The organism is Paenibacillus sp. OK060, assembly GCF_900101205.1.
Lineage (GTDB): Bacteria > Bacillota > Bacilli > Paenibacillales > Paenibacillaceae > Paenibacillus > Paenibacillus marchantiae.
Map to the genome: position 1 here is coordinate 39,429 of NZ_FNFR01000003.1, position 16,724 is coordinate 56,152.

Here is a 16,724-nt window from a genome sequence, read left to right on the forward strand (position 1 = left end):
ATATGCCTAGCTTGTACGGAATATGTTTGTTCCATTCCAACTGTTGGCTAAAAACTACAAATAGTTAAATGGATTCACTGCTGTTCCATTATCACGTACTTCAAAATGCAAATGCGGTCCAGTGGAGTTGCCTGTACTGCCTGATTCAGCAATTATATCGCCACGGCTTACCGTGTCACCCTTGCTAACCTTAAATCCGCCTTCACGTAAATGACCGTATAGCGTCCATAATCCGCCTCCGTGGTCAACAATGACGGTGTAACCATATCCACTATACCATTCAGCCATGATGACGATCCCGCCTGAAGCGGCATGAACGGACGTTCCTTGAGCAACAGCAAAGTCTACACCTGCATGCATTTTACCTACTTCGCCCGTGATCGGGTGAATACGAGGCCCAAAACCGGAAGATACACGCGCACCTGATACTGGCATCCCAAAGATGCCGTTACCACTGGAGTATGTGCTACTACTGCTGTTGGAGCTGACCTTGGTCGGCGCCTTCGCAGCAGCCGCGGCACGTGCAGCAGCTGCTGCTTTTGCTTTGGCGGCCGCCGCCGCTTGTTGCTCACGCAATTTATTTTTCTCTTGCAGAAGGGCCGAACGCTTGCTGGCAATCTGCATCAATACATCTTCCTGTTCTTGCGTCAGCTCTTCAGACTCTTCAATTTTAGCATCATAGGAAGCGAGAAGCACTTGCTTCTCCTGTTCCTTCTCATTCAATTGGGACTTACGCTGTTTCTTCTGCGCATACAGACTCTTGGCTTCTGCATATTGCACATCGAGTTCTGCTTTTTTGTCCACGACGAGCTGCTTGTCCTTTTTGTGTTCATCCAGCAGATGCTGATCCTGATCCACAATCGTTTTCAGTGAATCGGCACGAGTCAGGAAATCAGTGAAGCTTGTGGAAGTTAACAACACATCGAGATAAGAAACGGCACCATCTGTATACATCAGCCGTACACGTGATTCAAGTAATTTCTCTCTTGCAACGATACGTTCTTCTGCAGCTTGCAGATCTTTTTTCGTTGTCCGGAGATCCTCTTCCGTATTTTCAATCTGCAAGGATACGTTTGCCAGCTCATCACTAACCACATTGATCTGCTCCATGACGACTTTCAAGTAAGCATTGGTCTTGTTCTTGTAATGCTGGGCTTCCTTTTTGTTGCTGGCAGCCTTTTGCTGCTCCTTTTTGGCCGAAGCCGCCTTGCTCTCCAGTTGCTGAATCTGCTGATCAATGTCGCTAATGCTACTCTTGGCATATCCGTCAGAAGGTTGAAGCGTCAAACTGGCCAATAACGTTAGAGCCAGTAGCGAAGCTGTTTTTTTCAAAATGTGATCCCCCATCCTATGAATTCACAAGAAAGCAACCTGCACAGGTGGTGAACAGCATGTTCTTTGCTTTCTTTACACTAAAGACTCCGTCTTTACTACATATCGTCAAACAGCGTTCATATATGAACCTGCTTTGCCATTCTTTTTCGATTAAACGTTAAGAGACTTACGGATGGACAATGTACTTCCCAAAATACCAACCAGCACACCCAGTCCGATCAACAATGTTCCAAACAACAGCCAAATATCACCGAGTGGAATCAAATTAAGCATCTGCATGAATACATCCTGACCGATTGTGGCCATCAGGCGGCTGTAACCGAAGAACAGTACCGCTACCGTAATCGCCGAACCGATCAATCCAATCAATGCCCCTTCGACAAAGAAAGGCCAGCGAATGAACGTGTTGGTTGCTCCAACCAGTTTCATAATACCGATCTCCCGGCGCCGGGCCAGAATCGTTACGCGAATCGTATTCGAGATCAGGAACATGGACATTAATCCCAGTCCCCCAACAAAAATAAATCCGATATTCCGGACAAGCTTCGTAAATTTGAACAACACTTCCACTGTTTCCTTGCCGTAGTTCACTTTCATGATCGGCTTCTCCGGGTGTTTATCGTTCAATGCTTCGATTTTTTGCGCCACAAAAGTGACGGTTTCCGGTTCAATAACCTCTACTTCAATGGTCTCCGGCAGTGGATTGTTATCCACATCGAAACCGCTTAGCACATTGTCTGCACTTTCTCCGAGACGTTCACGGAACTCTTTGAGTCCCTCTTCTTTGGAGACAAAACGAATTTCACTGACTTCAGGCATCGCACTGATTTCCTGCTCCAGCGTGTTACGCAGGTTCTCATCCACGTTCAGCTCAAGAAACGTACTGATCTCGACCTGACTGTCCACCTGGTTGGCCATGGAATTCACATTGAGCACCAGCAGCATGAACACGCCCAGAATGAGCAGAGACACGATAATGGACATGATGGAGGCCACGGACATCCAGCCGTTGCGGAATACGTTCTTGAATCCCTCCCGTAAATGGCGCAAGAGAGTACTAAAATTCATAACCGTATTCCCCTCTCATCTGATCCCGTACAATCTGTCCCCGTTCAATCGCAATAACCCGTTTACGCATCGTATTAACGATATCCTTGTTGTGGGTTGCCATGACAATGGTTGTCCCGCGGAAATTAATTTCATCCAGCAGTTGCATAATGCCCCATGACGTCTCCGGATCAAGGTTGCCCGTAGGCTCGTCCGCAATAATAACAGACGGATTGTTCACGATGGCACGTGCGATGGCAATACGCTGCTGTTCCCCACCCGACAACTGTGAAGGTTCACGATTCGCCTTGCTGCGCAATCCAACCAGATCAAGCACTTCCATCACTCGTTTCTTAATGTGACGCTTCGGTGCTTCAATAACTTCCATGGCAAATGCCACATTCTCAAATGCCGTCATGCGTGGCAGCAACCTGAAATCCTGGAACACAACGCCGATATTCCGGCGTACGTAAGGAATTTTGCGTGGCTTTAACTTTCCGATATTAAATCCGTTAATGGATATTTGTCCTTTGGTCGGAACTTCTTCCCTGTACATCAATTTCATAAATGTCGATTTGCCTGCGCCGGACGGACCGACGATATAGACAAATTCATTGCGGTCGATCTTCACCGACACCCCTTGTAATGCGTGGGTACCATTGGCGTAGGTCTTCCACACGTCCTGCATTTCTATCACATCATCACTTCCCGTTGCATAGTTAGCCATTATCATTTCGACACAATCTTGGCATTTCCTTTAAAAAGACCTGAATTTCATCAGGGAAAATCCATTTCGCCCCTTTTTCGATGGTGAAGCATGGATTCATATGAATTTTATTGTAACAAATTTGTTACCTATTGAGTACCCGAAAGTTTTCCATCATTGGATCATATATATGGAAAGTGTTACGAAATGCGGAACAACAGAAGTACAAAGGAGCGTACGGATATGAAAAAAATACATTTGATGGTCATTGCACTGTTCTCCATCCTATTACTCGGTTCCGCGTCCTATGGATTGCTGTATATGTACGTGAACCAACCCGCCCTACCGGAAGGGGTACGTGTTGCGGAGTGGTCGGTTGAGGGCGTGAATCGCAAGGAAGTTCTACCGGCACTGGATGAACGATTAAAACAAATGGAAGCATGGCCGATCACCCTGGAGGTTGACGATCCTACACCAAAAACAATGATGTTCACCGCCGCCCAGACAGGCGCAAGCTACAGTGCTGATGACTTCCGGACAGCTGTGCAGCAATTGGATGAAGGCAATCTGTGGGAGCGCGCGTATGCCCGATATCATTTCATCAAGGAGTGGTCTCTGAAGCTGACTTACAATTCAAAATCGTTGAAAGAGCAACTTACCCCTGCCTGGGAAAAGGAAACCTTCGGTACACCCGCGAACGCTGTTCGCCGCATTACCGCAAGTGACAAGGTCCAGTACATCCCGGAAAAAGGCGTCCGCCGGATCGCCTGGGATGAACTCGCGAGCCAGATGCAGGCTAAGCTGCACCGGGATTTCGCTCCACTGGACCATGATGCGAAGCCCAACCCGCTGTTGATTCAGCTGCCGTTGTATACACTGCAACCCGAAGTGACTCTCGATTCGCTGCGCCAAGAGGGAATTGACCGGAAGATCATTCAGTTCTCCACTGGCCTTGGAAACAGCAGTGCAGGCCGGATACATAACGTCAGCGCAGCAGCGCAAGCCGTTAACGGCATGATTTTGCCGCCAAATGGTACTTTTGATTATGAGAAGGTCATTAGGAAGGCAGAGGAAGACTATGGTTTCCGGGAAGCCCCGGTTATCGTGAATGGGCAACTGACCCCCGGCATTGGAGGCGGCATCTGCCAGGTATCAAGCACCGTTTACAACGCAGCCCTGTTGACCGGACTGGACATTGTAGAACGCCGCAACCACTCCCTGCCCGTCAAATATTTGCCGAAGGGGCTGGATGCCACGTTCGCCTCAGGTTCCATCAATTTTCGGTTCAAAAACAATACCGGCAAGTCTCTGCTCATTCATGCCAAAGTGGAAGGTGGAAGCTTAACCGTCAAATTTTTCGGGACCTTCCCGGAGAACGTCAGTTATGCCCTGGAATCCCGTACAATTGAGACATTAAGTGCTCCCGTCAAATATGTATCGAGTAATGTGCTGCCTGACGGCGCTCAACAGGTGCTCCAAAACGGTCAACCCGGATATATTGTGGAGACGCTGCGCACCAAAAAGGTAAATGGTAAAATTGTCGAATCCAAAACCATTACACGTGACACATACAAAGCCCAGAATCGCCTGATTGCCCGCTCTGGTCATACTAACCTGCCTGATCCCAAAGAGCCATCAGTTGTAGAGGATGGCATCAGCGACACGAAGCAGCCTTAATCTTTTTTTTCACATGCGTGCACATGGATAGGATAGGCTCAACTCAGCAAACGAATTACAAATAGAAAAAGACACATCTCCTGTTCCCCATTCGGGGTCCCTCGAGAGATGTGTCTTTCGTTTGTTTTACAGATACATATTGTGTATTGATTAGACTGAAACCTTTTAATGTCCGCCTGTGTACTCTTTCTGCTCCTCACCGATAACCATCTTCTCATTACCCATGAAGAAAGCAGCAATCAACGCGAGTGCAGCCGGGATCGCAGCCCAGGCAAAGAGCTGCACGATGGATGAAGACAACGCATGCGTAATGGTATCCAGCACCTGAGGCGGAATCGCTTTTCTCAGCTCTGGCGATAGCAGCGCATGTGGATCACTTAGATCCACTCCCTGAGGCACGCCGCCTGCAGGAGCACCAGCGCCCCCTGCTTCCGCCGCTGATCCGGCGAGGGCATCATTCATTTTGCGCGTAAATACCTGGCTCTGCACGATACCAAAGATCGTAATGCCCATCGTCATCCCAAGTGAACGCAGGAAGTTAAGTGTGGAGCTTGCCGCTCCGCGTCGTTGCGGTTCAAACGCGTTCATGGCTGCATTGCTGAGTACCGAGAACGACGCCCCTACACCGAGACCAATCATCACCATGAATATACGTATCGTCCATAGAGATGAAGTTTCATCCAGTGTCGTCAGCAATCCAAGACCAACCACAAGCAAGGCCAGTGTAGGAATCATAATGTTGCGATACTTGATTTTGGTCATCAGTACCCCACCCATGGAAGCCGTCACAACGGACCCCAACATCATGGGCAATAACACGAGACCAGAGTTGGTCGCTTTGCCACCGAGTACCCCCTGGATGAAGATGGGAATGTACACGGATGCGGTAATAAACGCCGCACCACTGAACATGCCAATAACGTTACTGGACCAGTACACCCGGTTACGGAACATGCCGAAGGAGATAATGGGTTCCTTGGCTCTCGTTTCTGCAAACAGGAAGAGCAGCGCTAGCACGACAAATCCGGCAAACAAACCGAGGATCTGCCATGAGCCCCAGGCATACGTTTTGCCGCCCAGTTCAAGCCCGAAGATGAGACATACTACCGCACCAATCAGTGTGATAGCACCCAGCCAGTCAATCTGTTGGGATTGATGCTGATGAGATTCCTTGTAGAAAAATGCAATAAACACAAACGCAATCAAACCAAGCGGCAGGTTGATATAAAATACCCATTCCCATGTCGCATACTGCGTGATGTAAGCACCCAGCAGTGGACCAAATACGCTGGATAAACCAAACACAGCTCCGAACAGACCGCCCAATTTACCCCGTGATTCCGGTGCGACCACATCAAACATAATCGTAAAGGCAATCGGTACCAGAGCACCTGCACCAATACCTTGAATAGCTCTGTACATCGTCAGCTCAACGATTGATGTTGCCGTTCCACATAATGCGGATCCGAGCATAAATACCAGTATTCCGAAAACAAAAAACTTCTTCCGTCCGTACATGTCGGATAACTTACCGAAGATTGGCATACCGGCCATCTCGGCCACCATGTAAGCAGAGGTCACCCATACGAATTTGTCGAGCCCACCCAGCTTCCCGACAATGTCGCCCATAGCTGTTGCCACGATGGTATTGTCCATCGAAGCCATCAGTATGCTTAGCAGTAACCCTGCCAGCACCAATCCAATATTATTTTTACGTGTAGCCATTCTACTCAATCTCTCCCATTCACATCCGATTCATATGACTGAATTAGTATATCCGAAAAGTTACGGCGGATAATCAGTCCAAGGACCGATTGCTTTGCACCAAAACTTCCGATTGCGGATGAATTTGCAGAGAAGAGCGGTATTCCACAGTACCAATTCGGCACCCAGGGCCAATTTTTATTTTATCTCCTCGTACAACCTCGGCCTCCGTGTTCTCAAGTTCAATTTCGTCGCCTTCGATCAGATTGGCCTTGAGAATAGACTTGTTACCAGTGAACAAACCCTCCAGCAGTTTTCCCCGCGAATTCTTTACTGATATGATGGAACCGCCCATTTCCTTGACCTCGGATGGACCCATAATTTTAAGTGTCATACTTTCGGCACTGAGCATACCCGTTATCGTAAAACGGCCATTCAACTTCATATTCTCCACCTGACAATCGCCTGACACATGAAGCTCGCCTACTACTTTCATATGTTCAGCTTTTGCATACAGGTTAGAAGTATAATTGCCCTCCTGATCTTCGTCGCCGGCAGCAGCCCGCTCTTTCAGGGTAAGGGTTCCCGTAATTTTGATATCCGTTGATTCCAGAGATCCGTATATGACGGATGTGCCGGTGCATTTGAATTGATCACAGATCAGATTATCATTAAATGAGGAATCCCCCACTACCTTGACCTTGCCGTACACACCGCCAGAAGAACTGCCGTCGCCGATGATGCTAATGTCATGTTTTTTATCCAATGAACCAGCAAAATGGTTATTCAAATCCATCACATCCCTTTCTTTTCATATCAAAATTTAAATCCGCTGACTGCTGCCCACCTTGGCATCTGGATCAACCTCTAGTTCACCCGAATATTCGACCAACCTGATGTTACAGCCACGACCGATATGAACCTTGCTACCACGAACAATATCAGCCTCGGTATCTTCCAGCACGATTTCATCCCCCTCAATCAAGGATGACTTGAAGGACGGAGTAGCGCCAAGGCCAATACTTTTCCAAAAACCAGTCTGTTCCTTACGCCGAATATCAATGCGTTCCCCGCCAATCTCTCTCGCCGAAGAAGATGTATGCAGCCTGATCTCTACCGTTCCCGCATTCAGAAAGCCACTAATTTTAATATTGCCCTGTACATTCAAAGACTCACATTGTACATCGCCTTCAATATCGATCACGCCACCAATATCAATCCGTTCCCCATCAACCCGTCCGCGAACAGTACACTTCCCGTTGACTTCGAGCTCAGGGCTTCGGAGGTCTCCGTTAATGGTTGTTAAGCCATCCACACGAACACGAGAACTGATCACGGGGCCGTTCAGCGTGCACATACCGTTGATCGTTGCGCTCTCTGAGCTCAAAGCACCGTGCATCTTCAATGTTCCATTCACATTCATGGAGGTACAGTCCAGGTTACCGTTTACCTTAGCCATGCCATCGATAGATACCCGGTGAAAATTCCCGCCTGCCGTTTGGCTCATGCCCGCTACGTTCAGATCATTGCGCAAATTACGTTCCTCCATATATGATCCTCTCCTTATCCCAATTTGAGTTTTAACTCTTCCATGAACGTCCCCATCGACTGCCTGAGAACGACCTTCACACCATTATCAAAATAAAGCTCTGCTCCTGCTGTTACCAGCATGAATGAAGGGACACCCATCTTGCGAATAAGCACCAGCTCGCTTGGTTTGCCTGTGAAACGATAATAATGCTCGGACATGACATCGATCAGCAGCGTACCCTCCTGGCGGGTAATATCTCCGCTCATTAGCAGCTTATCAAGTACATAAAGCATCATGATCTGCTCCAAAGCATACAGCGGCCGCTCCAGACCCGCTTCTTTCAACAGCTCAAGCGAAATGCTCGAAACAATGTTTCGCTCTAACAGCTCCTGAGCGGACATTTCCACTTCACCCAAAGTTGGTGAAAACACGTCTGCCAGTTCATCCAGTGACAAGCCGTCCTTCATATTGAGAATCTTGTCAATCCGCAGTAAAATCTGTTGTTTTGGAAAAAAAGTCTCTTGTCCCGTATAAGACGACTTTCGAATAAACCATTCCTCCGGAATGAGATTCTTCCGCTTCCAGCGGTACAACTGGCCGTAGGAGATACCCGTCAGGTCTAGCAATTCTTTTTTGGAGATCAAATCATCCGTCATATATGGTCCCCCTTTGTGTTGAAAAGAGTGTAACATAACATTGTTACGCTGTAAAGGAGGTGAATAACTAGTGGAGAATTTCTTATTATTGCAATGAAAAGGCTTTGCGTATACTGTTTATTATAGACACTATGGAACCATTATGGATTCAGATCCCATCCTATTGAATCGGGTCAGAACACATCGTTAATGGACTTATGAAAGGGGTTTCTCCTATACATGGCACTTATTAAATGCGACTTTTACTCTGACACGCTTGGTCTGAGCACCAGCATGCATGTCATTCTTCCACAACAGACCCACAATCAGATTGGCATGGAGAACGTATCCGGCCCGGGGTTACATCCCACGCTGTATCTGCTGCACGGCCTATCGGATGATGACTCCATCTGGCTGCGTCGTACATCCATCGAACGATATGTTGCGGACCTTGGTATTGCTGTTGTAATGCCTCAGGTACATCGCAGCTTCTATACGGATATGGCGGAAGGTGGACGCTACTGGACATTCATCAGTGAAGAGCTGCCTGCACTTGCACGTTCCTTTTTCCCGCTATCACACAAACGTGAGGATAACTTCGTTGCCGGATTGTCCATGGGTGGCTACGGGGCATTCAAACTGGCACTTCACAAACCGGAGCAGTACGCCGCTGCGGCAAGTTTATCCGGAGCGCTCGACATGGTAGCGCATATGGATAACCGAATTGTTAAGGCATTAAGTGATGCTGAATTCAAGCGGATTTTCGGAGCAGAGATTAAAGGCTCGGAGAATGACTTGCTGCATCTGCTCGAAGAAAGCAAAGCAATTCAGGGCCCAAAACCTTTGCTCTACCAATGCTGTGGGACAGAAGATTTCCTGTATGAAGAGAATCAATCGTTCCGTAAAGCTTGTGCACAGACCGATTTCCAACTGACGTACGAGGAAGAACCCGGTGGACATGACTGGGGATATTGGGACGAGAAGATTCAGAATGTGCTGAAATGGTTGCCTTTGCGTGAACGTAAGTAGTCGAGAAATTTAAATGAAGCCACTGCATTTTAGTTAGATATGTACAGAAATAACTATATAAGTTCAACTAATGCATATTTACACTGGCACTCCAATGACAGAACAACCTTCCGATCGCTGTTATCCAGTAAATGTTGAGTTGAGCATATCTAGATCGTTGTAACACACAAAAAAGCAGGCCCTTGAGAAGAAATTCTCGGCCAGCTTTTGCGTTATATATCTTTATTTCATTCTAGTAACTGTGGCATTATCCCCGATTGGTGATCCATTGCTCTGTAATTTCAAGCACCTTTTCACTACGTCCAATCGCCTCAGCCACCTGATTGGAAGCTGTTCCGCCGTAAACATTACGAGCATTTACAACCGCTTCTGGTTGCAGCACATCGTAAATACGCTCATCGAACAACGGAGAGAACTGACGGAATTCATCGATGGTCAGATCCAGCAAATACTTGCCGTTCTGGATACAATACAATACCGTCTTACCGATAACTTCATGCGCTTGGCGGAATGGCAAACCTTCGCCCACGAGGAAGTCCGCAATATCTGTAGCGTTGGAGAAATCCTGATTGACTGCTTGACGCATCCGACCCTTGTTGACCGTCATCGTTGCAATCATCGGAGCGAACAATTGAAGTGCACCTTCCAGCGTCGCTACCGTGTCAAACATGCCTTCCTTGTCTTCCTGCATGTCTTTGTTGTAAGCGAGCGGAAGAGATTTCAGCACTGTCAGCAAACCGATCAGGTTGCCGTACACACGTCCTGTTTTACCACGAACGAGTTCCGGAACGTCTGGATTTTTCTTCTGTGGCATAATGCTGCTGCCCGTGCAGAATGCATCATCCAATTCAACAAATCCAAACTCCGTGCTGCTCCAAAGTACCAACTCTTCGCTCAGACGGGACAAGTGAGTCATGATCAGCGAAGCGGCTGCCAGGAACTCTACGATAAAGTCACGGTCGCTGACCGCGTCCAGACTGTTCTCATATACACCATCGAAGCCCAGTTGTTCCGCCACAAAATGACGGTCAATTGGGAACGTTGTGCCTGCAAGCGCACCTGCACCCAGTGGCAAAACGTTAATGCGTTTGTAGCTGTCCATAAGACGCTCTGCATCCCGTTGGAACATCGATACATACGCCATCAGGTGATGAGCGAACAGAATCGGTTGTGCACGTTGAAGATGCGTATATCCCGGTACAATCGTATCAAGATTATCTTTGGCTTGTCCGATCAGCGCTTCCTGCAACGAGTGCAGCATGCCAACAAATCCAACTACGCGCTCACGCAAGTACAAGTGCATATCGGTTGCCACTTGGTCATTCCGGCTGCGTCCCGTATGTAATTTGCCGCCTACAGGGCCGATGGTATCGATCAGGTTTTTCTCAATATTCATGTGGATGTCTTCATCCGATACGGAAAATTCCACTTCGCCTGCACGGATTTTATGCAGAACAGTGATTAAACCTTCCTTAATCGTTTCTACATCCTCTGCTGGCAGAATTCCACATTTGCCCAGCATCGTGACATGAGCCAGACTTCCTTGAATATCTTCCTCGGCCAACGCTTTGTCAAAGTTGATTGACGCTGTATATTCCTCAACCAGGTGATTGGTTTGTTTGGTAAAACGTCCTCCCCACAGCTTGCTCACAGTGAGTACTCCCCTTTCGCTCATGGACAAAGCCGCTCCTGCCAGATGTGCAAGAACGGCCCGCCTTGTCAGTTATTATCGTGATGCTGTATATGCATAATGAAATTAGTTTTTGTTTTGTTCCACACCGGAATTTACTTTCAAACGTAATGCATTCAGGCGGATAAAGCCCGTTGCATCCCCTTGATCGTAGGCTTGTGTTGGATCAGCTTCCATCGTGGCAATGTCAGGGTTGTACAGGCTGACAGGGCTTTTCACACCTGCGCCGATGATGTTGCCTTTATACAGTTTCACTCGAACGGTACCTGTTACATTTTTCTGGCTTTCGGTCACCAGCGCTTGCAGCGCCAGACGTTCCGGTGCGAACCAGAAGCCGTTGTAAACGAGTGTGCTGTAACGTGTGATTAGGCTATCACGCAGGTTCATGACTTCACGGTCCATCGTGATGGATTCCATTTTGCGGTGCGCCGTGAACAGAATTGTTCCACCTGGTGTCTCGTATACACCACGGCTCTTCATGCCGACGAAGCGGTTCTCTACCATGTCCACACGACCGATACCATGTTTGCCACCCAGCTCATTCAGTTGCTCCATCACTTGCAGTGGGCTCAGGCGCTCACCATTCAGTGCAACACAGTCACCTTGTTCGAATTCAAGTTCAACATATTCCGCTTGATCCGGCGCATCTTCAGGTGCACTGCTAAGCAGGAACATGTCTTTGTTCTCGTCCGCACTTGGATCGAACCAAGGATCTTCGAGCACGCCACTCTCATAGCTGATATGCAGCAGGTTACGGTCTGTGGAGTATGGTTTAGCCGCCGATGCGGTTACCGGAATGCCGTGTTTTTCTGCGTAAGCGATCATCTCGGCACGTCCAGGGAACTGATTGCGGAATTCTTCCAGGCGCCAAGGCGCGATGACTTGGATGTCTGGTGTCAACGCAGCTGCGTTCAACTCAAAACGAACCTGGTCATTCCCTTTACCCGTAGCGCCGTGAGCAATTGCTGTAGCGCCTTCTGCACGAGCGATATCCACCATACGTTTAGCGATCAGTGGACGTGCGATACTTGTGCCAAGCAGATACTGTCCTTCATAAAGGGCACCAGCTTGGAACATTGGATAGATGAAATCTTTGGCGAACTCGTCACGCAGATCATCAATGTACACTTTGGAAGCGCCTGTAGCGAGAGCTTTTTCCTCAAGGCCGTCCAGTTCATCCTTTTGTCCAATATCCGCCGTAAATGCGATAATCTCTGCATCATATGTTTCTTTCAACCATTTCAAAATTACAGATGTGTCCAACCCGCCTGAATACGCGAGTACAATTTTTTCTTTAGCCATGTTCAATGGTCCTCCCCAAGATCAGTTGCTATAAACTTTTATCTATCATCGCGAAATCTGCGCCTAAAATCAACCCATTCAGGCAAACAGCATCTATTCGCTCATTAACGCAGCCATCAATGCTTTCTGCGCATGCAGTCGGTTCTCCGCCTGATCAAAGATCAGGGAGTTAGGTCCGTCAATTACCCCAGCACTCACTTCTTCTCCGCGGTGAGCTGGCAGGCAGTGCAGGAACATATAATCCGGCTTCGCGCCTTTCATCAGTTCCTCATCGACCTGATACGCAGCGAATGCTTGTTCACGAATCTTCTGTTCCTCTTCAAAACCCATGCTCGCCCATACATCCGTATACACGATATCCGCATCTTTCACAGCTTCCTGAGCACTGTACGTTACAGTCACCTGTGAGCCGCTCTCCTGTGCAATGCTGCGCGCCTGCTCTACAACTGCGCTGTCAGGCTCATAGCCTTCCGGAGTCGCTACTGCAACATGCATACCCATCTTCGCTGCACCAAGCATAAGGGAATGAGCCATGTTATTGCCGTCTCCGACATAAGCCATTTTCAGACCTTCCAGCTTGCCTTTGTGCTCCAGCACAGTTTGGAAGTCTGCGAGTACTTGGCACGGATGTGCTGCATCGCTCAGTCCGTTAATAACCGGAATATCCGCATGTTGTGCCAGTTCAGTCACATTATGGTGTCCAAAGGTACGAATCATGATGCCGTCCAGGTAACGTGACAGGACTTTGGCTGTATCATGTGTTGTTTCCCCGCGACCGAGTTGGATATCATTTTTGCTCAGGAAGAGCGCGTGTCCACCCAGTTGGAACATACCGACTTCAAAAGATACACGCGTACGTGTAGATGATTTTTCAAAAATGAGTCCGATCGTTTTGCCTTGGAGTGGCTGATACGGCACACCGTTTTTTTGTTTGCCTTTAATCTCAATCGCAAGGTCCAGCAAATAGCGGATTTCCTCCGCTGTATAATCTGTAAATTCAATGAAATCTCGGCCTCTAAGATCGACCTTCTGTACCTTTTCCGTCTGTTGCGCTTGTGTCATGTTAGTGTTGTCCTCCTTATTTCCGGTTCCCTGCACCCGCATGGGCAGAAAAGTGTAGAAGGTTGATATCTTGCCATCCGACTACTCACTTTCATCTTCCGCTAGTTTACCGCGCGGCTACAGGGATTCATGATTCATCATTTAGTTCCGCTTCGAGGCCCATGAAGGCCCCGAGTCAGAAAGGTTGTATAAAGCCTTATTAAGCGTTCTTCGCAGCCACATGCTCTTCAATCAACGTAGCTACCAAGGATACCGCCTGATCTATCTCTTCCTTGCTCACATACAAGTTTGGAAGCAGACGAATGACATTCGGTCCTGCGGAAACAAAGAGAATGCCTCGTTTCTGACCAGCAAGCACGATGTCGCCTACCGCTTCAGCACATTCGATTCCAACAAGCAGACCCAAACCCCGAACTTCTTTTACAAACGAATTACCAGCCAAACGCTCCCGCAGAGAGTTCATCAGGTATTCGCCCATTTCAGCTGCACGCTCTGGCAAATGATCTTCGAGCATGGTTTCAATCGTTGCAATGACCACAGAAGAAGCAAGCGGTGTACCGCCAAACGTTGTTGCATGACTGCCCGCAGTAAACGCATCCTTCAAATAACCTTTACCCAGCATCGCACCTACAGGGAATCCACTACCAATACCTTTGGCTACCGTGAAAATGTCCGGCTCAATGCCATAATGCTCATGCGCGAACAGTTTGCCTGTACGTCCCATTCCGGTCTGTACTTCGTCTACAATCAACAGCAGTCCGTGCTCTTCACACAGTTTGCGAACGTGGTGGACAAAATCTGGTTTGACCGGATGCACGCCACCCTCGGCTTGCACCATCTCCAGCATAATCGCTGCTGTATTGGGTCCGATCGCCGCTTCGAGAGCCGCTGTGTCATGCAATGGTACGGTTACGAATCCGGCTGGCAATGGCAAAAATCCTTCCTTCACCTTATCCTGCCCAGTTGCTGTCAAGGTTGCGAGTGTCCGTCCGTGGAAGGATTGGGCAAATGTAATGACTTCGTACCGACCTGTGCCTTTTACCTTCTGGTGATAGCGACGCGCCAGTTTGATTGCCGCTTCATTCGCTTCTGCACCACTGTTACAAAAGAATACAGCGTCTGCGCACGTATTTGCAGTCAACAAAGCCGCCGCTTTTTCCTGACCTGGAATCTGGAACAGGTTAGATACATGCCACAGCTCATCAATCTGAGCTTTCAGCTTGGTTCCGACTTTCTCCGGTGCATGGCCCAGACTCGTTACAGCCAACCCGCACATGAAATCAAGATAACGATTGCCCTGATCATCCCACAGCCAGCTACCTTTACCTTTGACCAAACTGATTGGATAACGCGCATACGTTTGGAAAAGAGAGCTTTCCGTCTGTGCCGCTGCACCTGTCGCTGCTACGCCCGCTACTGCTGTGCCAGAACCTGGCTGTTCATTGCCTTTTGCCATCACCTATCACTCCTTATTTGTTGGTATGAGTACACTAGGCAAACCATATAAGCTAAACCTGCTTTCCACAAGGCCACTCCGATTGCAGTCCACCTTCCGAACATATGCATACTCCCACTTCGATGACAGAACAACCTTCCGATCGCTGTTATCCCCAGATTTCTTTGATTAATTGTTTAAAGGTGGAAATCCAGTGATAAAGGCGCACGCTCCGCTTCTTCAGGTTATTTCTGTCCTCTCCGTTCTCGCGTTTTTGTTTCTTCAGATTGGTACTGCACTCTCCGTTCTCGTGTCATGTCCAGTTCATCTTATATAAAAAATGCCGTGTACATAATGTTGATTCCTATGGTTATCACAACTTCACCTTACTGCATACGGATAATTCGGGTTCCGATCGTTTCTCCGCCGAGCACACGGCTCAGGATCTGTGGTTCGCTGCCATCTACGATGATGACCTCACGCACTTTGCCGTGAATACAAGCGATGGCTGCACGTACCTTTGGAATCATGCCGCCATAGATTTCTCCGGTTTGGATCATATCCTCAATTTCCTGTACAGAGACGGATTGCAGTACTTTTTTCTCGCCGCCTACATTCTTCATGATGCCAGGGACATCGGTTACTACGATCATCCGACTCACTCCGAGATGGGAAGCTACCGCACCTGCGGCTGTATCCGCATTGATGTTATAACGCTGACCGGATGCATCCACACCAACTGGCGCAATAACTGGCATATAGCCCATTCCCACAATACCTTGAATAATCTCCGCGTTAACGCCAGTTACGTCACCTACCCAACCGATCTCTGAATGGTTGCTAACCGGTTTCGCCTGGATCAAACCACCGTCCACACCCGACAATCCCAGCGCACGTCCACCAACACGTTGGATTAAACGTACGATCTGTTTGTTAATAGTCCCCGCAAGAACCATCTCCACGACGTCCAGCACGGGTTCCGTTGTTTTGCGCAATCCATTCACAAATTCGGTCTCAATGCCCAGCTTCTTCAAATTATCCGAGATCGCAGGGCCGCCGCCATGTACGATGACAGGCTGAGTTCCCTGGGACTGCAAGTCACGCAGATCTGCAAAAAAGGATTCAGGCAACGCCGCCAGCGTGCTTCCTCCACATTTCATTACAAACGTCTGCTTCTCGGCACCTGCTTCAGTTCCGGTACTCTCATTTTGCAATGTTGAATTCATGAGGGCACTCCTTTCGTTCAAATATTCTAAAAGGCCTAACACTTAATAAATCCAGATTAGACGGGTCTAGCCGTTACAAATTCGGATCGTTCTTTTGATCGCTGTTGTCTCCAAGTTTTTTGGATTCCCCTTCTCTAAGGGAAAAACTCGGAGACAGCTTATGCTTCCGATGCAGCTTTCTTTCAGAAAGCTTTTAGGCGAACGCTTCGCTTCTACAGAATCGATTCCGACTCCTCCACTACCTTGGCAGTTATCAACCACCAAAGAAAGTTCAATCCTTATACATTTTCAACATATTTTACGAAGCAGCTACTCATAGGAAAGCAGCATTCTCCGTTAACGTGT

General features: G+C 48.2%; 14 protein-coding genes. 2 read left to right on the forward strand and 12 right to left on the reverse strand.

What is annotated here, in order from left to right:
* Positions 1-54: 54 nt before the first annotated feature.
* From BLS14_RS12030 to ftsE, 3 genes are all read right to left on the reverse strand, one after another.
* Positions 55-1,332, reverse strand: coding sequence for a murein hydrolase activator EnvC family protein (locus tag BLS14_RS12030; protein ID WP_063567508.1), 1,278 nt, complete (start codon positions 1,330-1,332; stop codon positions 55-57).
* A gap of 153 nt (positions 1,333-1,485) precedes the next feature.
* The gene (ftsX, locus tag BLS14_RS12035; protein ID WP_063567509.1) at positions 1,486-2,403 is read right to left on the reverse strand and encodes a permease-like cell division protein FtsX; all 918 of its coding nucleotides are present in this window, start codon (positions 2,401-2,403) and stop codon (positions 1,486-1,488) included.
* Positions 2,393-3,079: a cell division ATP-binding protein FtsE gene (gene ftsE, locus BLS14_RS12040; RefSeq protein WP_024631580.1), complete on the reverse strand. Its 687-nt coding sequence runs from the start codon at positions 3,077-3,079 to the stop codon at positions 2,393-2,395. The genes ftsX and ftsE overlap by 11 nt, the downstream gene beginning before the upstream one ends.
* A gap of 252 nt (positions 3,080-3,331) precedes the next feature.
* On the opposite strand from ftsE, the gene BLS14_RS12045 reads away from it, so the two are divergent.
* Positions 3,332-4,765, forward strand: a complete 1,434-nt coding sequence (locus tag BLS14_RS12045; protein ID WP_090811890.1) for a VanW family protein — start codon at positions 3,332-3,334, stop codon at positions 4,763-4,765.
* A gap of 165 nt (positions 4,766-4,930) precedes the next feature.
* On the opposite strand, the gene BLS14_RS12050 is transcribed toward BLS14_RS12045, so the two are convergent.
* From BLS14_RS12050 to BLS14_RS12065, 4 genes are all read right to left on the reverse strand, one after another.
* Positions 4,931-6,490: an MDR family MFS transporter gene (locus BLS14_RS12050; RefSeq protein ID WP_063567511.1), complete on the reverse strand. Its 1,560-nt coding sequence runs from the start codon at positions 6,488-6,490 to the stop codon at positions 4,931-4,933.
* A 73-nt stretch (positions 6,491-6,563) separates the two neighbouring features.
* Entirely contained in the window at positions 6,564-7,265 is a 702-nt protein-coding gene (locus tag BLS14_RS12055; RefSeq protein ID WP_090951828.1) for a hypothetical protein, read from the reverse strand.
* A gap of 27 nt (positions 7,266-7,292) precedes the next feature.
* Positions 7,293-8,018: a polymer-forming cytoskeletal protein gene (locus BLS14_RS12060; protein ID WP_090951830.1), complete on the reverse strand. Its 726-nt coding sequence runs from the start codon at positions 8,016-8,018 to the stop codon at positions 7,293-7,295.
* Between the two features lie 14 nt (positions 8,019-8,032).
* Entirely contained in the window at positions 8,033-8,656 is a 624-nt protein-coding gene (locus BLS14_RS12065; RefSeq protein WP_090951833.1) for a YhbD family protein, read from the reverse strand.
* Between the two features lie 219 nt (positions 8,657-8,875).
* Between BLS14_RS12065 and BLS14_RS12070 the strand changes: the two genes are divergently transcribed.
* The gene (locus BLS14_RS12070; RefSeq protein WP_090951835.1) at positions 8,876-9,664 is read left to right on the forward strand and encodes an alpha/beta hydrolase; all 789 of its coding nucleotides are present in this window, start codon (positions 8,876-8,878) and stop codon (positions 9,662-9,664) included.
* Positions 9,665-9,911: 247 nt separating this feature from the next.
* On the opposite strand, the gene argH is transcribed toward BLS14_RS12070, so the two are convergent.
* From argH to argB, 5 genes are all read right to left on the reverse strand, one after another.
* Positions 9,912-11,315, reverse strand: coding sequence for an argininosuccinate lyase (gene argH, locus BLS14_RS12075; RefSeq protein WP_053779582.1), 1,404 nt, complete (start codon positions 11,313-11,315; stop codon positions 9,912-9,914).
* 105 nt (positions 11,316-11,420) lie between these two features.
* Positions 11,421-12,656 (reverse strand): argininosuccinate synthase, encoded by a 1,236-nt coding sequence (locus BLS14_RS12080; protein WP_063567516.1) that lies wholly within the window; start codon positions 12,654-12,656, stop codon positions 11,421-11,423.
* A gap of 93 nt (positions 12,657-12,749) precedes the next feature.
* Complete coding sequence (gene argF, locus BLS14_RS12085; protein WP_072733580.1) at positions 12,750-13,718, reverse strand: ornithine carbamoyltransferase; 969 nt, start codon at positions 13,716-13,718, stop codon at positions 12,750-12,752.
* Between the two features lie 199 nt (positions 13,719-13,917).
* Positions 13,918-15,174: an acetylornithine transaminase gene (locus BLS14_RS12090; protein WP_090951837.1), complete on the reverse strand. Its 1,257-nt coding sequence runs from the start codon at positions 15,172-15,174 to the stop codon at positions 13,918-13,920.
* A 365-nt stretch (positions 15,175-15,539) separates the two neighbouring features.
* Positions 15,540-16,379, reverse strand: a complete 840-nt coding sequence (gene argB, locus BLS14_RS12095) for an acetylglutamate kinase (protein ID WP_090951840.1) — start codon at positions 16,377-16,379, stop codon at positions 15,540-15,542.
* Positions 16,380-16,724 lie beyond the last annotated feature (345 nt).